At 59.2% G+C, this 22,281-nt stretch carries 19 protein-coding genes; 3 read left to right on the top strand and 16 right to left on the bottom strand.

The genetic code is table 11. The features are described from left to right. Position 1: 1 nt before the first annotated feature. The 12 genes from nuoC to RGV33_RS20825 all read right to left on the bottom strand — a co-directional run bounded on the left by nuoC (position 2) and on the right by RGV33_RS20825 (position 15,108). Complete coding sequence (nuoC, locus tag RGV33_RS20880) at positions 2-1,786, bottom strand: NADH-quinone oxidoreductase subunit C/D (RefSeq protein WP_088426357.1); 1,785 nt, start codon at positions 1,784-1,786, stop codon at positions 2-4. A 72-nt stretch (positions 1,787-1,858) separates the two neighbouring features. Then, positions 1,859-2,533 carry a NuoB/complex I 20 kDa subunit family protein gene (locus RGV33_RS20875; protein ID WP_155583991.1) on the bottom strand — a complete coding sequence of 225 codons (675 nt, stop codon included), beginning with the start codon at positions 2,531-2,533 and terminating at the stop codon, positions 1,859-1,861. A gap of 10 nt (positions 2,534-2,543) precedes the next feature. After that, on the bottom strand, positions 2,544-2,957 hold the full coding sequence (locus RGV33_RS20870; RefSeq protein ID WP_003219575.1) for an NADH-quinone oxidoreductase subunit A: 414 nt from the start codon (positions 2,955-2,957) through the stop codon (positions 2,544-2,546). Between the two features lie 1,544 nt (positions 2,958-4,501). Next, positions 4,502-5,827: an isocitrate lyase gene (gene aceA, locus RGV33_RS20865; RefSeq protein ID WP_088426863.1), complete on the bottom strand. Its 1,326-nt coding sequence runs from the start codon at positions 5,825-5,827 to the stop codon at positions 4,502-4,504. A 495-nt stretch (positions 5,828-6,322) separates the two neighbouring features. Then, positions 6,323-7,060, bottom strand: coding sequence for a secretin N-terminal domain-containing protein (locus RGV33_RS20860; RefSeq protein WP_322145925.1), 738 nt, complete (start codon positions 7,058-7,060; stop codon positions 6,323-6,325). A 222-nt stretch (positions 7,061-7,282) separates the two neighbouring features. Next, a complete protein-coding gene (locus RGV33_RS20855) occupies positions 7,283-7,705 on the bottom strand; it encodes a GNAT family N-acetyltransferase (RefSeq protein ID WP_322145924.1) in 423 nt (140 codons plus the stop codon). After that, positions 7,698-8,864, bottom strand: coding sequence for a cupin domain-containing protein (locus RGV33_RS20850; protein WP_322145923.1), 1,167 nt, complete (start codon positions 8,862-8,864; stop codon positions 7,698-7,700). Before RGV33_RS20850 ends, RGV33_RS20855 begins: the two co-directional genes overlap by 8 nt. Positions 8,865-8,948: 84 nt before the next feature. Next, entirely contained in the window at positions 8,949-10,319 is a 1,371-nt protein-coding gene (gene purB / locus RGV33_RS20845; protein ID WP_322145922.1) for an adenylosuccinate lyase, read from the bottom strand. A 125-nt stretch (positions 10,320-10,444) separates the two neighbouring features. Beyond that, entirely contained in the window at positions 10,445-11,068 is a 624-nt protein-coding gene (hflD, locus tag RGV33_RS20840) for a high frequency lysogenization protein HflD (protein ID WP_010172715.1), read from the bottom strand. Next, on the bottom strand, positions 11,065-12,189 hold the full coding sequence (gene mnmA, locus RGV33_RS20835; protein ID WP_322145921.1) for a tRNA 2-thiouridine(34) synthase MnmA: 1,125 nt from the start codon (positions 12,187-12,189) through the stop codon (positions 11,065-11,067). Before mnmA ends, hflD begins: the two co-directional genes overlap by 4 nt. Before the next feature lie 59 nt (positions 12,190-12,248). Beyond that, positions 12,249-12,695, bottom strand: a complete 447-nt coding sequence (locus RGV33_RS20830; RefSeq protein WP_322145920.1) for an NUDIX hydrolase — start codon at positions 12,693-12,695, stop codon at positions 12,249-12,251. Between the two features lie 187 nt (positions 12,696-12,882). Further along, the gene (locus RGV33_RS20825; RefSeq protein WP_322145919.1) at positions 12,883-15,108 is read right to left on the bottom strand and encodes an NADP-dependent isocitrate dehydrogenase; all 2,226 of its coding nucleotides are present in this window, start codon (positions 15,106-15,108) and stop codon (positions 12,883-12,885) included. Positions 15,109-15,603: 495 nt separating this feature from the next. Between RGV33_RS20825 and icd the strand changes: the two genes are divergently transcribed. Next, complete coding sequence (gene icd, locus RGV33_RS20820; protein ID WP_322145918.1) at positions 15,604-16,860, top strand: NADP-dependent isocitrate dehydrogenase; 1,257 nt, start codon at positions 15,604-15,606, stop codon at positions 16,858-16,860. A 66-nt stretch (positions 16,861-16,926) separates the two neighbouring features. Here icd and cspD read toward each other — a convergent pair whose 3' ends face one another. Continuing rightward, positions 16,927-17,193: a cold shock domain-containing protein CspD gene (gene cspD, locus RGV33_RS20815; RefSeq protein ID WP_322145917.1), complete on the bottom strand. Its 267-nt coding sequence runs from the start codon at positions 17,191-17,193 to the stop codon at positions 16,927-16,929. Positions 17,194-17,411: 218 nt separating this feature from the next. On the opposite strand from cspD, the gene clpS reads away from it, so the two are divergent. After that, positions 17,412-17,801: an ATP-dependent Clp protease adapter ClpS gene (gene clpS / locus RGV33_RS20810; RefSeq protein WP_322145916.1), complete on the top strand. Its 390-nt coding sequence runs from the start codon at positions 17,412-17,414 to the stop codon at positions 17,799-17,801. A 29-nt stretch (positions 17,802-17,830) separates the two neighbouring features. After that, a complete protein-coding gene (clpA, locus tag RGV33_RS20805) occupies positions 17,831-20,101 on the top strand; it encodes an ATP-dependent Clp protease ATP-binding subunit ClpA (protein ID WP_177090039.1) in 2,271 nt (756 codons plus the stop codon). A gap of 235 nt (positions 20,102-20,336) precedes the next feature. On the opposite strand, the gene infA is transcribed toward clpA, so the two are convergent. The 3 genes from infA to aat all read right to left on the bottom strand — a co-directional run bounded on the left by infA (position 20,337) and on the right by aat (position 22,099). Then, entirely contained in the window at positions 20,337-20,555 is a 219-nt protein-coding gene (infA, locus tag RGV33_RS20800; RefSeq protein WP_002553999.1) for a translation initiation factor IF-1, read from the bottom strand. A 100-nt stretch (positions 20,556-20,655) separates the two neighbouring features. Next, positions 20,656-21,363: an arginyltransferase gene (locus RGV33_RS20795; RefSeq protein WP_322145915.1), complete on the bottom strand. Its 708-nt coding sequence runs from the start codon at positions 21,361-21,363 to the stop codon at positions 20,656-20,658. Between the two features lie 55 nt (positions 21,364-21,418). Continuing rightward, positions 21,419-22,099, bottom strand: coding sequence for a leucyl/phenylalanyl-tRNA--protein transferase (gene aat / locus RGV33_RS20790; protein ID WP_322145914.1), 681 nt, complete (start codon positions 22,097-22,099; stop codon positions 21,419-21,421). Between the last annotated feature and the right edge of the window lie 182 nt (positions 22,100-22,281).

Here is a 22,281-nt window from a genome sequence, read left to right as displayed (position 1 = left end):
CTTAGCGGTCCACGTCGGCCATAACGAAATCGATACTACCCAGGTACGCAATCAAGTCCGCGACCATTTCACCCTTGATCACCGAAGGGATCTGCTGCAGGTGCGGGAAGCTTGGAGTACGAATCCGGGTGCGGTAGCTCATGGTGCCGCCATCGCTCGTCAGGTAATAACTGTTGATACCCTTTGTCGCTTCGATCATCTGGAAGGACTCGTTGGCCGGCATTACCGGGCCCCACGAAACTTGCAGGAAGTGCGTGATCAGGGTTTCGATGTGTTGCAGCGTGCGCTCTTTGGGCGGCGGCGTGGTCAGCGGGTGATCCGCCTTGTACGGGCCTTCCGGCATGTTGCGCATGCACTGTTCGATGATCTTCAGGCTCTGGCGCATTTCTTCGACGCGCACGATGCAGCGGTCGTAGGCATCGCCGTTGGCCGCCAGCGGCACTTCGAACTCGAAGTTCTGGTAGCCGGAGTACGGGCGCGCTTTACGCAGGTCGAAATCGCAACCGGTTGAACGCAGGCCGGCACCGGTGACGCCCCATTCCAGGGCCTCTTTGGTGTTGTAGGCAGCGACGCCGATGGTCCGACCCTTGAGGATGCTGTTGTCCAGGGCGGCTTTCTGGTACTCGTCCAGACGCTTGGGCATCCAGTCGATGAATTCCTTGACCAGACGTTCCCAGCCACGCGGCAGGTCATGGGCAACACCGCCGATGCGGTACCAGGCCGGGTGCAGGCGGAAACCGGTGATGGCCTCGATGACCTTGTAGGCGCGCTGACGGTCGGTGAACGTGAAGAATACCGGGGTCATGGCGCCGACGTCCTGGATGTAAGTACCCAGGAACAGCAGGTGGCTGGTGATCCGGAAGAACTCGGCCATCATGATGCGGATGGTGTCGACCTTGTCCGGTACCTTGATGCCGGCCAGCTTCTCGACCGAGAGCACGTACGGCAGGTTGTTCATCACGCCGCCGAGGTAGTCGATACGGTCGGTGTACGGGATGAAACTGTGCCACGACTGACGCTCGGCCATCTTCTCGGCACCACGGTGGTGGTAGCCGACGTCGGGCACGCAGTCGACGATTTCTTCGCCGTCCAGTTGCAGGATGATGCGGAAGGCACCGTGAGCCGAAGGGTGGTTCGGGCCCAGGTTGAGGAACATGTAGTCCTCGTTGGTGCCGGAACGCTTCATGCCCCAGTCTTCCGGACGGAAGCGCGCAGCCTCTTCTTCAAGCTGTTGCTTGGCGAGGGTCAGGCTGAAGGGGTCGAATTCGGTGGCGCGGGCAGGGAAGTCCTTGCGCAGCGGGTGACCTTCCCAGGTCGGCGGCATCATGATGCGCGTCAGGTGCGGGTGGCCCGGGAAGTCGATGCCGAACATGTCCCACACTTCACGCTCGTACCAGTTGGCGTTAGGCCAGATACCGGTCACGGTCGGAACGCTCAGGTCGCTCTCGGAGAGGGCCACCTTGATCATCACGTCGCTGTTACGTTCCAGCGACATCAAGTGGTAGAACACGGTGAAATCGGCGCCGCTTGGCAGTCCCTGGCGCTTGGTGCGCAGGCGCTCGTCCACGCCATGCAGGTCATAGAGCATGACGTACGGCTTGGGCAGGTTGCGCAGGAAGCTCAGGACCTCGACAAGCCTGGCACGCGCCACCCACAGCACCGGCATGCCGGTGCGTGTGGCCTGGGCGGTGAAGGCGTCAGGGCCAAAACGGTTATTGAGTTCGACGACCACATCCTGGTCGTCTGCCTTATAAGGCGGGATGCGTCGAGCACTGCCTGTAGTCATGGTTTTTTATCGCTTTGGGTCAACGTAAAGAATGAAGCCAGGTTTTCGTTCTATAAAAGAAGCGGTTCTGGATCAGACTTCGTCGGGGCTGCGCAGGTTGGTGACTGCGATTCGCTGTTCGCGGCGCTGTTCCTTTTGCGAAGGCATCTCGGCGCGGTACACGCCTTGATCGCCGACGACCCAGGACAGTGGGCGACGCTCCTTGCCAATCGACTCCTGCAACAGCATCAAGCCTTGCAGAAATGCTTCAGGGCGGGGCGGGCAGCCAGGCACGTAGACGTCCACGGGCAGGAACTTGTCCACCCCCTGAACCACGGAGTAGATGTCGTACATGCCACCGGAGTTGGCGCACGAACCCATGGAGATAACCCACTTTGGTTCGAGCATTTGCTCGTAGAGACGCTGAATGATCGGCGCCATCTTGATAAAGCAGGTTCCGGCGATAACCATGAAATCCGCCTGACGCGGCGATGCCCGGATAACTTCGGCGCCAAAGCGCGCGATGTCGTGGGGCGCCGTGAAGGCGGTGGTCATTTCCACGTAGCAGCAGGACAGGCCGAAGTTGTACGGCCACAGGGAGTTTTTACGCCCCCAGTTGACCGCGCCGTTCAGCACGTCTTCGAGCTTGCCCATGTAGATGTTTTTGTGGACTTGGTCTTCTAACGGGTCGGAAACGGTTTCGCGTTCGCCGATTGGGTATTGCTCGTTAGGAGCATCCGGGTCGATCCTGGTGAGATTGTATTGCATCGCCAAAGCCTCATTGTTTCAGCTTCGCTTGCCGCTTGCGACGAGCTTCCGGAGCCCAGTCAAGGGCGCCCACTCGAAATAGGTAGACAAGGCCTGCCAACAGAATTGCTATGAAAACGAGGGCTTCGACGAATCCGGTCCAGCCGCTTTCGCGGACGGACACAGACCAGGCAAAGAGAAAAAGGGCTTCGATGTCGAAGATCACGAAGAGCATCGCGACCAGATAGAATTTGGCTGAGAGCCGCAAGCGGGCGCCACCTGTAGGCAGCATGCCGGATTCGAACGGTTCATTTTTGCTGCGGCCCCAGGCTTTTGACCCGAGGAGGCTGGAGACGCCGAGCATGAAGGCGCAGAGGCCGACAACACCGAGAAGGAAAATGGCAAAGCCCCAGTTGTGGGCCATGAGTCCTGTCGCTTCGGTCATGCTGGAAATCCTTAACAGAGAGCAAAGGTCTCTGAGCTTGAAAAAGTAACGATGCAGTGACGATATGTCGCAGCGCAATCAATCGCGGTGATTTTATGGCTAAACACCGGGCAAGTAAAATTCCTATAGCGAAATTATTCGATGGAATACGGACATAGTGCACCTTCTTGGGGCTGTAGGCCTTGTGGGGCGGGCATTAGCGGGCTTTTCACCAATTATGTTTTGTTTAAGCTGTAAAGAAGTTTTCATGCTCTAAATGATAATGAATATTGTTTGCGTGGGTTTTAAACAGCTGTTCGGGGTTTGGCGCGGGAAGTTGCTGTTACTTGTGCCTGTGGTGCTAGTTGGTAAAGCGGATCTTTTAACTGAGTTTGTGGGTGGGGATGCCGCTCTGGATCAATGTTTTGGTCGGAATTTTGGATTGGGGGGGCGGGTTGATGGTGTACATATCCGTTGCTGCGGTAACGGCTTCTTATGGTTCCGCTCTTACAGCGGGTCACTTTTGGCAAACGCCCCAAAAGTAACCAAAAGGTCTTTGCCCCACCACTCGGTGCCTCGCTTAGGCTCGGCATGCCCGCACTCCGGCACGGTTCCGCGGGCCGCCGCGACGGGCCATCCATGGCCCGGCGCGGCTAAATCGGCATCCTTGCCGATTTACCCGCTACACCGTGCCTGCTTGCGGCCATCGTGGTTGACGGGGCCTGCAGATCAAGGTCAACAGCAAGAGCACGGCGGCCTGAAAGCCGACCTGAGTGTTAGAAGCAAAAGCAAGGCGTAGGAGCTGGCTTGCCTGCGATGCAGGCGACTCGGTTTTTCAGACACGCCGCGGCGATGCCATCGCAGGCAAGCCAGCTCCTACATTTGAACCGTGCCGGCCTTTGATTTTGCTGTTGCTTTTAACACTCAAGCCGGCGTGAGTGTTAGAAACCAGATCAAAAACCAGAGCTAAAGCAGAGCTGCTTTTTCTGTAGGAGCTGGCTTGCCGGCGATGCAGACAACTCGGTCTTGCAGGTACACCGAGGTGATGCGATCGCAGGCAAGCCAGCTCCTACAGTTGAACCGTACCGGCCTTTGATTTTGCTGTTGCTTTTAACACTCAAGCCGGCCTGTAGGCCGCTGTGTTCTTGATCTGCTTGTGATCTTGATCTTGGGCGCCCCGTCAACCACGCTGGCCGAACGCAGGCTTTGGAGCGTGGGTAACCCGGCAGGACGCCGGGTTAGCCGCGCTGGGCCAAGGATGGCCCATCGCGGCGGCCCACGCTCCAAAGCCTGCGTGAGGGCACACCGAGCCTAAGCGAGGTGCCGAGTGGTGGGGCAAGAGCCTTTTGGTTACTTTTGGGCTCCTTTCAAAAGTGACCCGCCGTAAGGGCGGAACCCATACCAGCCCTAACAAAAAAACCGGATATGTACACAACCCACCTACACCCACGCTGCTTTAAAAACAGCGCAAAAAAAACGCCCCGAACCAGTCGGGGCGTCAGATCGTGCGGCACTGCGGTTAGGTCTTCCATGGGGCCGCAATGGCCGTGTACTCAGTCAGTCACTCAGTGAAACTGCTCTTCTTCAGTCGACCCTGTCAGCGCAGTCACGGACGAAGTGCCGCCCTGGATCACGGTGGTCATGTCGTCAAAGTAGCCAGTGCCCACTTCCTGCTGGTGCGCCACAAAGGTGTAACCCTTGGCAGCATCAGCAAATTCCTGCTCCTGCAGCTTCACGTACGCAGTCATGTCGTTGCGGGCGTAGTCGTGCGCCAGGTTGAACATGCTGTGCCACATGTTGTGAATGCCCGCCAGGGTGATGAACTGGTGCTTGTAGCCCATGGCCGACAATTCACGCTGGAACTTGGCGATGGTCGCGTCGTCCAGGTTTTTCTTCCAGTTGAAGGAAGGCGAGCAGTTGTAGGACAGCAGTTGGTCCGGGTATTCCTTCTTGATCGCTTCAGCAAAGCGACGCGCTTCGTCCAGGTCCGGCTTGGCAGTCTCGCACCAGATCAGGTCGGCGTACGGCGCGTAAGCCAGGCCACGGGCGATCGCCTGGTCGAGACCGGCGCGTACTTTATAGAAGCCTTCCTGGGTGCGTTCACCGGTAACGAACGGCAGGTCATACGGGTCGCAATCCGAGGTCAGCAAGTCAGCCGCGTTGGCGTCGGTACGTGCCAGGATGATGGTAGGCGTGCCAGCAACGTCAGCCGCCAGACGAGCAGCCGTCAGCTTTTGAACAGCTTCCTGGGTTGGAACCAGTACCTTGCCGCCCATGTGGCCGCATTTTTTCACCGACGCCAGCTGGTCTTCAAAGTGAACGCCGGCAGCGCCTGCCTCGATCATGCTTTTCATCAGTTCATAGGCGTTCAGTACGCCGCCGAAACCGGCTTCAGCGTCGGCAACGATCGGCGCGAAGTAGTCGATGTAGCCTTCGTCACCCGGGCCTTTACCGGCTTTCCACTGGATCTGGTCGGCGCGGCGGAACGAGTTGTTGATGCGCTTGACCACGGTTGGCACCGAGTCCACCGGGTACAGCGATTGGTCCGGGTACATGGATTCGGCGGAGTTGTTGTCCGCAGCCACTTGCCAGCCCGACAGGTAGATCGCCTGGATACCGGCCTTGACTTGCTGCACAGCCTGGCCGCCAGTCAGGGCGCCCATGCAGTTGACGAAATCTTTCTCTGGGCGAAAGGACGGCTTGGCACCCTGGGTGACCAACTTCCACAGCTTCTCGGCGCCGAGTTTTGCAAAAGTGTGCTCAGGTTGAACCGAGCCACGCAGGCGGACGACGTCAGCAGCGGAATAAGCGCGTGTCACGCCTTTCCAGCGTGGGTTTTCGGCCCAGTCTTTTTCAAGGGCTGCAATTTGCTGTTCGCGTGTCAGTGCCATGGGGAAAAACCTCGTCGCATAGGTCTGGGTGGAGAATTCCATTTGCCAGCCACGTAGTAAGTGCGTGGTTATGGCTGCTCGCTGATCAGAAGCTTAGGCGGTCAAGTCAGGTTCGGCGGGGGAGGCGACTGGATGAACGAGCAGCGAGAGGGGGGAGTTGGGCAGGTAAGGGCGAACTGCGAACAGTCTTCGGGCGTCGTGGGCCTTTGTACGATCCATCAGTGTAGTGCCGGGTTACCTGGTTAGCTTCCGTCCCTCAGGACAACTTCGTTCCAGTCGCAACCTCGTCAAACACACCTTGTGGGCGGTACAGACACGAATCGGCTCAGGTGAGTAACTTAGAGCGACGATCCGAAGGCCCTTGCCAGGGCCCCTGATTAGCGGGAGCGAGGCCATCATGCCCATGCTTTTTTGGATCGTCAAATGTTTTGTAGTGCTTTTTTTTAGGCACTACATCTTTAGTCTAATACGACTCGTCAGTCAGTTTTTGGTGCTTCAGTTCAAGGTGTCGACTTTGACCCGCAAGGTCAGGTCATCACGCCCCTGAGTAGAGTAGCTGCGGGTTGCAGTGCTTTTGTCGGCCTGAGTCTGGCGATTGACCCCGGCCAGGGTGATCCACTCGCCCAAGCGCCCGCTGACAGTTGTGTCGGTACTTTGCACGTTCACTACATCAGGACGTTCCTGGCTCATGCGGTCACGATTGGTACTGATGCTCAGGTGCACGGTCTCGCCGGTGACGCTGGCGGTGACATAGAAGCCCTGGGTGACGTTGCGATATTGCGTTTGGTTTTGCGGGCGACCGTAAGCATCAGGCTGAGTGGTGGTGAGCGGTACGCTTTGGCCAACCTGGATCAGCGCGGGCACGCCTTCGCTGGCCTGAATCTGCTGGATCCCACCGTCGCGGCTTTCGGTGCTGTAGGTGATGACCTGGGTTTGGTTGTTGCCGTTACTTTGCTGATTGTTCTCTTTGGTGTCGACGGTGATCAGCAGGCGCCTGGAAGGCGTGTCCAGTTGCGAGAGCAGGGCGCGCAGGCCCTGGATCTTGTCCGGCTCGGCGTTCACGATCAGTTGGTTGCCGTAGGCGCTGACGGTGCCGTCCTTGCCGATAAAATTCTGCGCCACCGGCAGCAGGTCGGCGCTGGTGCGGTTGCTCAAGGGCACGACTTCGGTGGCGGCGATCACCGAGAAACTGGTGGCTAACAGTAATGTGGTGAGCAGGGTGCGTAGGGACATGTCCGTTATCTCTGCGAGTCATTTAGGCTGGATAGTGCCAGTTTGTCGGCCTGGCGGGGTGCAAGTTGAATCCTGGACGGCAAAAGGCCCCGGCATCGGTGGATGGCAGGGCCTTTTGGGGTGTTGCTGATACCGCTATCGCAGGCAAGCCAGCTCCCACATTTGGAATGCATTCTCCTGTGGGAGCTGGCTTGCCTGCGATGGGAGCGACTCGGTTTAAAGTCAGCCCTCGCGCACCATATCAACGTGAGGAATCCCGACTTCCAGGAACTCTTCGCTGACAATCTTGAAGCCCAGGCGCTCGTAAAACGGCGCCGCATGGACCTGTGCACTAAGGATCTGCCGGGTCTGGCCGCGTTTCTCGGCTTCACCGATCACCGCTTCCATCAGCTTGTCGCCCACCTTCAGCCCGCGCCAGTCCTTGAGGACCGACACGCGCCCGATCTCGCCGCTAGGCAGCAAGCGGGCGGTGCCGATAGGAAAGTCGCCTTCGAACGCGAGGAAGTGCACGGCACCCGCGTCGTCAGCGTCCCATTCCAGTTCCGGTGGAACCGATTGTTCAGCGATAAAAACCGCTTCACGAATGCGCCGTATCTCGGCGATATCCTTTTGCCAGTCCGCGACACTTACGTGAATCTTATTCATCGGCGAACCCCAGGCTTCCTTGCTTGACCAGTTCCCACAGCAGGGCGCAGCCATCTTCATCCGCCAGCCATGGGCCGAGGTTGTCGATGTGCAGTGCGTCAGCGGCGCAGACCAATTTCAGCAGTTCGCGCAGCTTGCCCGGCAACAGGCGGCTCTGGCCGCTGGCGAACAGCAGCAGGTCGTCGTCCACCTCGGACCAGGCCAGGCGGGCGCTCGGGTTGCGGATCAGCACGGCGCCGTCTTGCAGGCTGCCCAGCAGGTCTTCTTCTTCCACTTCCGGGCCGGCAACCAGTTCCGGGTAGCGCGGCTCGGTCATGAACTGGCCGAACCAGGTCAGCAGCATGCGCTCGTCGCTCATGTGCTCGGCCAGCAGGCTCTTCAGGCGGTCGAGGGCGTCGCCCTGGATCTGGTGCGGGTCGCTGACTGGCTGGGCATCGGCGTCGGTGTAGCGCTCTTCGTCAGTCAGGTACTGGCTGAGGAAGTCGGTGAAGTGGGTCAGCACTTCGGCCGCGCTCGGGGCGCGGAAGCCTACGGAGTAGGTCATGCAGTCATCCACGGCAACGCCGCAGTGGGCCAGGCGTGGCGGCAGGTAGAGCATGTCGCCCGGTTCCAGCACCCATTCGGCGGTCTCTTCGAATTCGGCGAGGATGCGCAGGTCCGCGTGCTGCAGCAGCGGGCTTTCGGAGTTGCACATCTGGCCGATTTTCCAGTTGCGCTTGCCGGAGCCTTGCAGCAGGAACACGTCGTAGTTGTCGAAGTGCGGGCCCACGCTGCCACCCGGGGCGGCGTAGCTGATCATCACATCGTCGATGCGCCAGCTTGGCAGGAAGCGGAAGTTTTCCAGCAGTTCGGCCACTTCCGGTACGAACTGGTCGACGGCCTGCACCAGCAGGGTCCACTCACGCTCGGGCAGGGCGCTGAAGGCATCTTCGGCGAATGGGCCGCGACGCAACTCCCACGGACGTTCGCCGTGTTCGATGATCAGGCGCGACTCGACTTCTTCTTCCAGCGCCAGGCCGGCCAGTTCGTCGGCGTCAATCGGGCTTTCGAAATCAGGAATGGCCTGGCGGATCAGCAGCGGTTTTTTCTGCCAGTAGTCGCGCAGGAACTCGCGTGCCGTAATGCCGCCCAGAAGTTGAAGAGGAATATCAGGATTCATGTGTAACCTATTGAAAAAAAGCACTTTTCAGACGGGAATAAAAACGCCCGGCGCTGCCGGGCGTCTCAAAGGGTCAAGCAGCGATCAGATGCGTTTGGCTTGGGCCACAGCGTTGCCGATGTAGTTAGCCGGGGTGAGCAGTTTCAGTTCAGCCTTGGCGGCGGCTGGCATGTCCAGGCCGTCGATGAACGTTTGCAGGGCTTCAGCGGTGATGCCCTTGCCGCGGGTCAGCTCTTTGAGCTTCTCGTACGGGTTTTCAATGTTGTAGCGGCGCATCACGGTCTGGATCGGCTCGGCCAGGACTTCCCAGCAAGCGTCCAGGTCAGCGGCGATTTTCTGCGCGTTGAGTTCCAGTTTGCTGATGCCCTTGAGGCTGGCTTCGTACGCGATCACGCTGTGAGCGAAGCCCACGCCGAGGTTGCGCAGTACGGTGGAGTCGGTCAGGTCGCGCTGCCAGCGAGAGATTGGCAACTTGCTGGCCAGGTGCTGGAACAGGGCGTTGGCGATGCCGAGGTTGCCTTCGGAGTTTTCGAAGTCGATCGGGTTGACCTTGTGCGGCATGGTCGACGAACCGATTTCACCGGCAATGGTGCGCTGCTTGAAGTAGCCCAGGGAGATGTAGCCCCAGATATCGCGATCGAAGTCGATCAGGATGGTGTTGAAGCGCGCAATCGCGTCGAACAGCTCGGCGATGTAGTCGTGCGGTTCGATCTGCGTGGTGTACGGGTTGAAACCCAGGCCCAGTTCGTCTTCGATGAAGGCGCGGGCGTTTTCTTCCCAGTCGATCTCAGGGTAGGCAGAGAGGTGTGCATTGTAGTTGCCTACAGCGCCGTTGATCTTGCCCAGCAGCGGCACGGCGGCCACTTGAGCGATCTGGCGCTCCAGGCGGTACACCACGTTGGCCAGTTCTTTACCCAGGGTGGTCGGCGAAGCCGGCTGGCCGTGGGTGCGCGACAGCATCGGCACGTCGGCGAAACGGATTGCCAGTTCGCGGATCGCGTCGGCGGTCTGGCGCATCAGTGGCAGCATTACGTCATCACGGCCTTCGCGCAGCATCAGGGCGTGGGACAGGTTGTTGATGTCCTCGCTGGTGCAGGCAAAGTGGATGAATTCGCTGACCTTGGCCAGTTCCGGCAGCTTGGCCGCTTGCTCTTTGAGCAGGTACTCGATGGCTTTTACGTCGTGGTTGGTGGTGCGCTCGATCTCTTTCACACGCTCGGCGTGCTCCAGGGCGAAGTTTTCCGCCAGGGTGTTCAGCACCGCGTTGGCTTCGGCGGAGAACGCCGGCACTTCGCTGATGCCAGGGTGAGCGGCCAGGCGCTGGAGCCAGCGCACTTCAACCAGAACACGAGCACGGATCAGACCGTATTCGCTGAAAATAGGGCGCAGGGCCTGGGTTTTGCCGGCGTAGCGGCCGTCAACAGGGGAAACCGCAGTGAGCGAAGAAAGCTGCATGGGGTGTTCTCGGACAGTCGGGCAACGAAATGGGGCGCGTATCATACATGAAAAAATCCGCCGGTCCGTTGCCAACTGACCGGCGTATTACGCGTGGGGCTATGAAAAAGGTTGGTTGCTGCGACTTATTCGTTGCGCATCAACGGGTAAAGCTCTTTAAGCAATTTGCGACGGCTGATCACCAACTGCCAGCGATGACCACCCAACTGGCGCCACAACCGTGCCGAGCGAATACCGGCCAACAGCAGGGCGCGGATTTTCGAGGCGTTGTTGGGTTGTTGCAGGTTGCGCATGTCGCCGTGCACCTGGATCCGCTGGCGCAGGGTGCTCAAAGTGTCCTGGTACAGCGCGCCACAGGCTGCGATCACATTTTCGTGGGCTGGGCCGAAGTGTTCAACCTGGGACTGAATCTGCGGCAGGCGTTTGCCGATGGTTTCCAGCAAGTCGTCGCGCTTGGCCAATTGACGCTCCAGGCCGAGCATTGAAAGAGCATAACGCAGCGGCTCGCGCTGCAAGGTGCTCGGGTCGCGCTCCAGGGCACCGACCAGCGCACGATAACCTTCGCGCAGGGCCAGGTCGTCGCCGCCGTATACTTCCAGGGTGTCCTTGGGGTCGCGGATCAGCAGGCTGCCGAGCATGCAGGTCAGGCCGGCCTCGGTGACCTGGCCGGTCTTGGCGATCTTGTCCACCAGCACCGCGGCGAGAAACACGCCGCCCAGTGCCGTCAATTGCTCCTGGGTAGGGCTCATGCCTGGCTGCTCCAAGGCTCGGCGATTTCAATCACGCCGCCCCCCAGGCAAATTTCGCCGTCATAGAACACGACCGACTGGCCCGGCGTTACGGCGCGTTGCGGGTCGTCGAAGGTGGCGCGATAGCCCGTTGCAGTCTTTTCCAGGGTGCAGGGCTGGTCGCTCTGGCGATAGCGCACCTTGGCGGTCAGGCGGCGCGGGCTGCTCAGGTCGACCGGGTTGACCCAGTAAATGTCCGAGGCGAGCAGGGCGCGGGAGAACAACCACGGATGGTCATTGCCCTGGCCCACAATCAGCTCGTTGTGTTCCAGGTCCTTGACCAGCACGTACCACGGCTCTTCGCCGGCGTCTTTCAAGCCGCCGATGCCCAGGCCCTGGCGCTGGCCGATGGTGTGGTACATCAGGCCGTGGTGACGGCCGATGATTTCGCCTTCGGTGGTCTTGATCTCGCCCGGTTGCGCCGGGAGGTACTGCTTGAGGAAGTCACTGAAACGGCGCTCGCCGATAAAGCAGATCCCGGTGGAATCCTTCTTCTTGGCGGTGGCCAGGCCGTGTTTCTCGGCAATCGCGCGCACTGCGGGTTTTTCCAGCTCGCCCACCGGGAACAGGGTCTTGGCGATCTGTTCGCCGCCGACGGCGTGCAGGAAGTAACTCTGGTCCTTGTTGGCGTCCAGGCCCTTGAGCAGTTCGGTGCGGCCATCGATGTCGCGGCGACGCACGTAGTGGCCAGTGGCAATCAGGTCGGCGCCGAGGATCATCGCGTAGTCGAGGAACGCCTTGAACTTGATCTCGCGGTTACACAGGATGTCGGGGTTCGGCGTGCGACCGGCCTTGTATTCGGCCAGGAAGTGCTCGAACACGTTGTCCCAGTACTCGGCGGCGAAGTTGGCGGTGTGCAGCTTGATGCCGATTTTGTCGCAGACGGCCTGGGCATCTGCCAGGTCGTCCATGGCGGTGCAATATTCCGTTCCATCGTCTTCTTCCCAGTTCTTCATGAACAGGCCTTCCACCTCATAACCCTGCTCCATGAGCAGAACGGCGGAAACGGAAGAATCCACGCCGCCGGACATGCCGACGATGACGCGCTTCTTTTGTGTGTCAGAAGGGGCTGGATCACGCATAGGATTTCAACGGGTGTCTTTAAAAAGGACGCGATTCTAGCAGGCTCGCGTCTGCAAGGCTAAAGAGAAGGGCGGATCAATTCGAGACTGTGGCTTTGGCCGGCCAGATAATCGTCGATGCAGCGGATAATCAACTCGCTGCGCCAGTCCTCCCGCAGGCCCATTAATTCGTCGCGGGTCAGCCAGCGGGCGCGCACGATGCCGTCATCCAGTTGATAATCCGGGTGGTGTTTCAGGGCTTTGGCGATGAAGCAAACGCGCTGATAGGTCACGCCGTTGCTGGGGGCGGTGTACAGGTAAATCCCGACAATTGCGGTGGCTTCGACGTCCCAGCCGGTTTCTTCGAGGGTTTCGCGCACAGCGGCCTCGGTCAGGGTCTCGTTCGGGTCGAGGTGGCCGGCGGGCTGGTTGAGCACGGCGCGCCCACCCTTGAGTTCTTCGACCATCAGGAAGCGGCCGTTGTCTTCGACGATCGTGGCAACGGTGATGTGGGGTAGCCAGGTCATTCGATACCTCGGGTTGACACGGTCATTGGTAGGAGCCGGCTTGCCGGCGATGGCGTCCAAGAGATTGCTACAGGCTTAAGGGCCTTATCGCTGGCAAGCCTGCTCCTGTAAGTGGGGGGGCGTGCAGTTGGGTGGTAGAAACAGAAACCCCGGCACAGGGCCGGGGCTTCTTTGCATCCTTACAACCTTACTTCAACTTGGCAATCGCCGCGTTGAGGGTGTTGCTTGGGCGCATGGCCTTACTGGTCAGCTCGGCGTTCGGCGCGTAGTAGCCGCCGATGTCCACTGGCTTGCCCTGGACGGCGTTGAGCTCGGCAACGATGGTTGCCTCGTTCGCGGTCAGGGTCTTGGCCAGTTCGCCAAACTGCGCTTGCAGTGCAGTGTCTTCGGTCTGCGCAGCCAGGGCTTGAGCCCAGTACAGCGCCAGATAGAAGTGGCTGCCGCGGTTGTCGATGTTGCCGACTTTGCGCGATGGCGATTTGTTGTTGTCGAGGAACTGGCCGGTGGCCTGGTCCAGGGTCTTGGACAGCACCAGGGCTTTCGGGTTGTTGTAAGTCACACCCAAATGCTCAAGGGAAGCGGCCAGGGCCAGGAACTCGCCCAGGGAATCCCAGCGCAGGAAGTTCTCTTCAACCAGTTGCTGCACGTGCTTGGGGGCCGAACCGCCAGCGCCGGTTTCGAACAGGCCGCCACCGTTCATCAGCGGCACGATCGACAGCATCTTGGCGCTGGTGCCCAGTTCCATGATCGGGAACAGGTCGGTCAGGTAGTCGCGCAGTACGTTGCCGGTCACCGAAATGGTGTCCAGGCCCTTGCGGGTACGCTCCAGGGTGAACTTCATCGCGTCGACCGGTGACATGATGCGGATGTCCAGGCCTTCGGTGTTGTGGTCTTTCAGGTAAGCCTGAACTTTCTCGACCACGACGCCGTCGTGCGCGCGCTGTGGGTCCAGCCAGAAGATGGCCGGGGTGTTGCTGGCGCGGGCACGGTTGACGGCCAGTTTGACCCAGTCCTGGATCGGCGCGTCTTTGGTCTGGCACATGCGGAAGATGTCGCCGGCTTCAACAGCCTGTTCCATCAGCAGGTTGCCCTTGCTGTCGGTGACGCGAACCACGCCGTCAGCCTTGATCTGGAAGGTCTTGTCGTGGGAGCCGTACTCTTCGGCTTTTTTCGCCATCAGGCCAACGTTCGGCACGCTGCCCATGGTGGTGGGGTCGAAAGCGCCGTTTGCCTTGCACTCTTCGATCACCGCCTGGTAGATCGTGGCGTAGCAGCGATCCGGGATCACGGCCTTGGTGTCGTGCAGTTGGCCGTCGGTGCCCCACATTTTGCCGGAGTCACGGATCATCGCAGGCATCGAGGCGTCAACGATGACGTCGCTCGGTACGTGCAGGTTGGTGATGCCTTTGTCCGAGTTGACCATCGCCAGGGAAGGGCGAGCAGCGTATACCGCCTGGATGTCGGCTTCGATCTGCGCTTGCTGATCGGCCGGCAGGGCCTTGATGCGGGCGTACAGGTCGCCGATGCCGTTGTTCAGGTTAAAGCCGATCTGCTCCAGCACCACAGCGTGCTTGGCCAGGGCGTCTTTATAGAACTCGGCAACGATCTGGCCGAACATGATCGGGTCGGAAACCTTCATCATGGTGGCTTTGAGGTGAACCGACAGCAGTACGCCTTGTTTCTTGGCGTCGTCGATTTCAGCGGCGATGAAACTGCGCAGGGCTTTCTTGCTCAACACGGCGGTGTCGATGATCTCGCCAGCCTGAACGCTGGTTTTTTCTTTCAGGACGGTAGCGGTACCGTCCTTGGCGATCAGTTCGATCTTGACGGCGTCAGCGGCTTCGATCTGTACGGCTTTCTCGCTGCCGTAGAAGTCGCCGTTGCTCATGTGGGCAACGTGGGACTTGGAGTCGGCAGCCCAGGCGCCCATTTTGTGCGGGTGCTTGCGTGCGTAGTTCTTGACCGACAGCGGAGCGCGGCGATCGGAGTTGCCTTCGCGCAGTACCGGGTTCACGGCGCTGCCCTTGACCTTGTCGTAACGTGCACGGGTTTCTTTTTCCGCGTCGGTGGTTACGGTTTCCGGGTAGTCCGGCAGGTCGAAGCCCTGGGCTTGCAGTTCCTTGATGGCGGCCTGCAGCTGTGGGGTCGAAGCGCTGATGTTCGGCAGCTTGATGATGTTGGCTTCAGGGGTAACGGCCAGGTCGCCCAGTTCGGCGAGGTGGTCCGGCACGGCCTTGGCGCCCAGTTGCTCGGGGAAGCTTGCGAGGATGCGCGCGGCCAGGGAAATGTCGCGGGTTTCCACGGCAATATCAGCGGAAGCGGTGAAGGCCTCTACGATAGGCAGCAGTGAATAGGTGGCGAGGGCTGGGGCTTCGTCGGTGAAGGTGTAGATGATCTTCGAGCGGGTGGGCATATTCGGATTAACTCTCTTCTTTGCTGAAAGCATGCGCAGAAACTCGAGATGCGCCGGGTAAAGCGCGTTCGTTCAAAGTCATCCATGAGCGAAATGTCGAAGTTTCTTCGCGGTGATGTTGGGTTGCATCAGTCGAGCGTCAAGCGGGTGGACTATTGTAATAGTCCGGCTTTTTCGGGCGGAGGGCGTCAATGTAGAGCGGTCGGCCGTCGTGACTCTTTGGTCAGCGGCGGCATTATACATAGGTCGCTATGCTTACGCCGAGCCTTCATACAAAAGGTGTGTCGTCCATTGGTCTAAAGGTCGCAGGCACCGGGTTGCGCCCAAAGTCGCATGATGTGCTCAAGATTGGCGCTTTTCCCTTTGCTTTCAAGCTTGTAGGCCGCTAAATGTGCTGTTTTCGACGCAAATGTGCAGGGCCTGAGGTTTCAGTCCTCATTTATCTGGAGTAGGCTCGAACGCAGCCAGATGTTCAATCCATAGATGGAGTTCAGCATGGGATACAAGAAGATTCAGGTTCCGGCAGTCGGCGACAAAATCACCGTCAATGCAGACCATTCTCTCAATGTTCCTGACAACCCGATCATCCCCTTCATTGAAGGTGACGGTATTGGCGTCGACATCAGCCCCGTGATGATCAAGGTTGTCGATGCAGCTGTTAACAAGGCGTATGGCGGCAAGCGCAAAATCTCCTGGATGGAGGTGTATGCCGGCGAAAAGGCCACTCAGGTTTACGACCAGGACACCTGGCTGCCCCAGGAAACCCTGGATGCGGTCAAGGATTACGTAGTGTCCATCAAGGGCCCGCTGACCACTCCGGTAGGTGGCGGCATCCGTTCGCTGAACGTGGCCCTGCGCCAACAACTCGACCTTTATGTGTGCCTGCGCCCGGTGCGCTGGTTTGAAGGCGTGCCAAGCCCAGTCAAGAAGCCCGGCGATGTGGACATGACCATCTTCCGTGAGAACTCCGAGGACATTTACGCCGGCATCGAGTGGAAAGCCGGCTCCCCGGAAGCGATCAAGGTCATCAAGTTCCTGAAGGAAGAGATGGGCGTCACCAAGATTCGTTTTGACCAGAACTGCGGGATCGGCGTCAAGCCGGTGTCTTTGGAAGGCACCAAGCGCCTGGCGCGCAAGGCCCTGGAATATGTAGTGGATAACGACCGCGACTCGCTGACCATCGTGCACAAAGGCAACATCATGAAGTTCACCGAAGGGGCCTTCAAGGAATGGGCCTACGAAGTGGCGGCCGAAGAGTTCGGCGCGACCCTGCTGGATGGCGGGCCGTGGATGCAATTCAAGAACCCGCGCACCGGCAAGAATGTAGTGGTCAAGGACGCCATTGCCGACGCCATGCTCCAGCAGATCCTGCTGCGCCCGGCGGAATATGACGTGATCGCCACCCTTAACCTCAATGGTGACTATTTGTCTGACGCCCTGGCGGCGGAAGTGGGCGGCATCGGCATTGCGCCCGGCGCCAACCTGTCCGACACCGTGGCGATGTTCGAAGCCACCCATGGCACCGCGCCGAAATATGCCGGCAAGGACCAGGTCAACCCCGGCTCGCTGATCCTGTCGGCAGAAATGATGCTGCGCCATATGGGCTGGACCGAAGCGGCTGACCTGATCATCAAGGGCACCAATGGCGCGATTTCGGCCAAGACCGTGACCTACGACTTCCATCGCTTGATGGAGGGCGCCAAGTTGCTGTCTTCGTCTGCGTTCGGCGATGCGCTGATCTCGCATATGTAAGCTGATCGGCAACGAAAAACCGGCCCTGGTGGCCGGTTTTTTTTAGAGCGTTTGCCCATCGGCTGATCAGGCCGGCTGTTTTTTTGATTCTTGAGCGACGCCTTCCGTGGTGTTGCTGGCGCCGACTGGCGCGCCGATATTCACCGCATGCAGGCCTTTGGGTCCCTGAATAATCTCAAAGGAAACCTCTTGCCCTGCTTTCAGTGTCTTGTAGCCATCCATCCGGATAGCCGAGTAATGCGCAAAAAGGTCTTCTTCCTTGCCGTCTTCGTTAATGAAGCCGTAACCCTTGGCATTGTTGAACCACTTGACCTTACCGCTTGCCATGCCCATATCCCTCTGCACCAGACTCCATCACTGGAGTATCATCCAGTTTATCCGTCCTAACCCGAATAAATAAGGTTGACTGCGCGGACCTTTTTTACCCACTGTGGGTTCTATTGGTTGTAACACTGATTTGCCGATAGTCAAGGCGACCAGTCGGTCAGAGTTGAAAAACTGACAGGTCGCCCCCACCACTGTATTTGAACCACTGACGAACCTTTCTTTCCATGCATGCAATCAGCCAGATTCGACTAACATTCAATCAGGATCGCCCGACTCTCCATAAGGATCATCCGGATGGTCAAGAGGACGACGACGGTTCTGCAGGCATTGCTGTTCAGGAGTCCAAGCCTGCTTTACAGGCGCCGCCGATGTACAAGGTGGTTTTGTTCAATGATGACTACACACCGATGGATTTCGTCGTCGAAGTGCTCGAGGTGTTTTTTAACCTGAACCGCGAGTTGGCGACCAAGGTAATGCTGGCCGTTCACACAGAAGGACGGGCAGTATGTGGAGTGTTTACCCGCGACATCGCCGAGACAAAGGCCATGCAGGTCAACCAGTACGCCAGGGAAAGCCAGCATCCGCTACTCTGTGAAATCGAGAAGGACGGTTAACTCCGACCACTTGGGTATGAGGTGAAGCTATGTTAAACCGCGAGCTCGAAGTCACCCTCAATCTTGCCTTCAAGGAGGCCCGTTCGAAGCGTCATGAATTCATGACCGTCGAGCACCTGCTTTTGGCACTTTTGGATAACGAAGCTGCCGCCACCGTACTGCGTGCGTGTGGTGCCAATCTCGACAAACTCAAGCATGACCTGCAGGAGTTTATCGACTCCACCACGCCGTTGATCCCCGTTCATGACGAGGACCGCGAGACCCAGCCAACCCTGGGCTTTCAGCGGGTACTGCAGCGTGCCGTTTTCCACGTACAGAGCTCCGGCAAGCGCGAAGTCACAGGGGCCAATGTGCTCGTGGCGATCTTCAGCGAGCAGGAAAGCCAGGCCGTATTCCTGCTCAAGCAGCAAAGCGTTGCCCGTATTGACGTCGTCAACTACATCGCCCATGGCATTTCCAAAGTGCCGGGGCATGGCGATCACTCTGAAGGTGAGCAGGATATGCAGGATGACGAGGGCGGTGAGTCTTCTTCTTCGAGCAATCCGCTGGACGCCTATGCCAGCAACCTCAACGAACTGGCGCGCCAGGGGCGGATCGATCCGCTGGTAGGGCGTGAGCTGGAAGTCGAGCGCGTGGCGCAGATCCTGGCGCGTCGGCGCAAGAACAACCCGCTGTTGGTGGGCGAAGCAGGCGTGGGTAAAACCGCGATTGCCGAAGGCCTGGCCAAGCGCATTGTTGATAACCAGGTACCAGACCTGCTGGCCAACAGCGTCGTCTACTCCCTTGACCTGGGCGCGTTGCTCGCCGGGACCAAGTACCGTGGCGACTTCGAGAAGCGCTTCAAGGCGCTGCTCGGCGAACTGAAGAAACGCCCGCAGGCGATCCTGTTTATTGACGAGATCCACACCATTATCGGTGCCGGTGCAGCTTCCGGTGGCGTGATGGATGCTTCGAACCTGCTCAAGCCGTTGCTGTCTTCGGGCGATATCCGTTGCATCGGTTCGACCACGTTCCAGGAATTTCGCGGGATCTTCGAAAAAGACCGTGCCCTGGCGCGCCGTTTCCAGAAAGTCGACGTGTCCGAGCCTTCGGTTGAAGACACCATCGGCATCCTGCGCGGGCTCAAGGGGCGTTTCGAAGCGCACCATGGCATCGAGTACACCGATGAGGCGCTGCGTGCAGCTGCCGAGCTGGCGTCGCGCTATATCAACGACCGGCACATGCCGGACAAGGCCATCGACGTGATCGACGAGGCGGGTGCCTACCAGCGCCTGCAGCCGGTTGAGAAGCGCGTGAAACGCATCGACGTGCCTCAGGTCGAGGACATCGTGGCGAAGATCGCGCGGATTCCGCCAAAACACGTCAACACCTCCGACCGGGAGCTGCTGCGTAACCTGGAGCGTGACCTCAAGCTGACCGTGTTTGGTCAGGATGCGGCCATCGATTCGTTGTCCACCGCGATCAAGCTGTCGCGTGCGGGCCTCAAGTCGCCAGACAAACCGGTGGGTTCGTTCCTGTTCGCCGGGCCTACCGGCGTCGGCAAGACCGAAGCGGCGCGGCAACTGGCCAAGGCCATGGGTATCGAGCTGGTGCGTTTCGACATGTCCGAGTACATGGAGCGTCACACAGTGTCGCGCCTGATCGGTGCGCCTCCGGGCTATGTCGGCTTCGACCAGGGCGGCCTGTTGACCGAGGCGATCACCAAGCAGCCACATTGCGTACTGCTGCTCGATGAAATCGAGAAGGCGCACCCGGAAGTCTTCAACCTGCTGTTGCAGGTGATGGACCACGGCACCCTGACCGACAACAACGGGCGCAAGGCGGACTTCCGTAACGTGATCGTGATCATGACCACCAACGCCGGTGCCGAAACGGCCGCGCGGGCTTCCATTGGCTTTACTCATCAAGACCACTCTTCCGACGCCATGGAAGTGATCAAGAAGAGTTTCACGCCGGAATTCCGCAACCGCCTGGACACCATTATCCAGTTTGGTCGCCTCAGCCATGAGGTCATCAAAAGCGTGGTGGACAAGTTCCTCACCGAGCTTCAGGCGCAGTTGGAAGACAAGCGCGTGCAGCTGGAAGTCACGGATGCGGCGCGTAACTGGCTGGCAGAAGGTGGCTACGACGCGGCTATGGGCGCTCGACCAATGGCTCGCCTGATCCAGGACAAGATCAAGCGCCCATTGGCGGAAGAGATCCTGTTCGGCGAACTGGCGGACCATGGTGGCGTGGTGCATATCGACCTGAAGGACGGCGAGCTGACCTTTGAGTTCGAAACCACGGCTGAAATGGCCTGATAGCTAACTGTAACAAAGCCAAAAGGCGCCGAGAGGCGCCTTTTTGCTGCCTGGAACCTGCTGGAGATCAAATGTGGGAGCTGGCTTGCCTGCGATAGCGGAGGGTCAGCGGTTGGTGTGCTTGCTGACAGGCCGCCATCGCAGGCAAGCCAGCTCCCACAAGGGTGTGCGGTGTTCAAATAATTGCGCGCACACAAAAACGCCCGGCATAACCGGGCGTTTTGTATTGACTTGATTAACGAGCGCGGTAAGTGATGCGCCCTTTGCTCAAGTCATAGGGCGTCAGTTCGACGCGCACTTTGTCACCGGTAAGAATACGAATGTAGTTCTTGCGCATCTTGCCGGAGATATGCGCGGTTACGACGTGCCCATTTTCCAACTCCACACGAAACATGGTGTTGGGCAGGGTGTCGACGACAGTGCCTTCCATTTCGAAGCTGTCTTCTTTCGACATGCAGTAAAGCCCTCGGTATCCAGTGAATGGCCCGGTGCAACTGCGCCAGGCAAAAGCGGCGTGCATTGTGCCCGAAAAAGGGTGTTTAAGCCAAGAGGTTCTAGTTCAAGGTGACCCATCTTTGGTTAATTAGCAGCTCAATGGGCCGATATTGGGTCTTGTAGTTCATTTTTTTGCAGTTTTTGATCCAGTATCCGAGGTACACCGCCTCCAATTCCAGGCGCAAGGCTTCGCCGATCTGCCACAAAATCGCGAAGCGTCCCAGGCTGCGACGTTCCTCGGCGGGCTCATAAAAGGTGTAGACCGCCGACAGGCCATTGGGCAGCAGGTCGGTGACGGCGACCGCCACCAGGCGTCCTTCAAGGCGGAACTCGTAGAAGCGCGAGAACGGCAGGTCGCGCACCAGGAACGTGGAAAACTGGTCGCGGCTGGGCGGGAACATGTCGCCGTCGGCGTGGCGCTGCTCGATGTAACGTTGGTAAAGGTCGAAGTATTCTTCACTGAAAGCCGGTTTGGCGGCAGTGACGGTCAAGTCGGCATTGCGCTTGAGGATGCGCTTCTGATTGCGGTCCGCCAGGAACTGCGCCACCGGGATGCGCGCCGGTACGCAGGCGTTGCAGTTCTGGCAGTGGGGCCGATAGAGGTGGTCGCCGCTGCGCCGGAAGCCCATTTCCGATAAATCGGCATACACATGCACGTCCATCGGCTGGCTGGGGTCGAGGAACAGCGTGGTGGCCTGCTCATCGGGCAGATAGCTGCAAGAGTGGGGTTGAGTGGCATAAAACTTCAAACGCGCCAGCTCGGTCATGATCAACCCTCGGATAAGCTTTGAAATAAGTGTAAGCCAGGTGTGGGAAAGTCGCCTAGGAAACCCACGGGGCATCGCTGGGTTGGTCCAGATGGTCGCGCAGGAAGTTCGCAAAATCGCTGCGGGGGATGGCGCGGGCGCCGAGGCTGTGCAGGTGGTCGGTGGGCATCTGGCAGTCGATCAGCACAAAGCCCCAGGCCTGCAATTGCCTGACCAGGGTGGCAAAGCCGTACTTCGAGGCGTTGTCGGCACGGCTGAACATGGATTCGCCGAAGAACAACTGGCCCATCGCCAGGCCATACAGGCCGCCGACCAGTTCGCCCTCGTCCCAGACTTCCACCGAGTGCGCATAGCCGCGCTGGTGCAGCTGCAGGTAGGCGCTCTGCATGGCCTCGGTGATCCACGTGCCGTCGGCATAACTGCGCGGCGCGGCGCAGGCCTGGATGACGGCGGCGAAATCCTGGTCGAAAGTGACGGTGTAGCGCTGCTGGCGCAACAATTTGCCGAGGCTGCGGGAAACATGCAGTTCGTCAGGGAACAGCACGGTGCGCGGGTCGGGCGACCACCAGAGGATTGGCTGGCCTTCCGAAAACCAGGGAAAGCAGCCATGGCGGTAGGCGTGGATCAAGCGGTCGGCCGAAAGGTCGCCACCGGCGGCGAGCAGGCCATTGGGTTCGCGCATGGCCTTGGCCAGCGGTGGAAACGTCAGGGTATTGCGTTGTAACCAGGTCAGCATGGCATCCAGGCTTACGGAAGGGGAGGGCGGTAACGGCGATGGTGCCCGTTGCGAGAGCTGTGATTATTGTCGACGAAACGCTCTGGGGCTACCCCGAACATGGGATCGGTACAGATAAGCATGAACGGGTGTTTCTGCAACTCTATGCCGGGGCCGTGGTCGTAATCGCGTACGTCGGTCGG

This window comes from Pseudomonas sp. Bout1, assembly GCF_034314165.1.
Lineage (GTDB): Bacteria > Pseudomonadota > Gammaproteobacteria > Pseudomonadales > Pseudomonadaceae > Aquipseudomonas.
The sequence above is the reverse complement of the archived record's forward strand: the minus strand, read 5'-3'. Positions and strand labels throughout refer to the sequence as shown.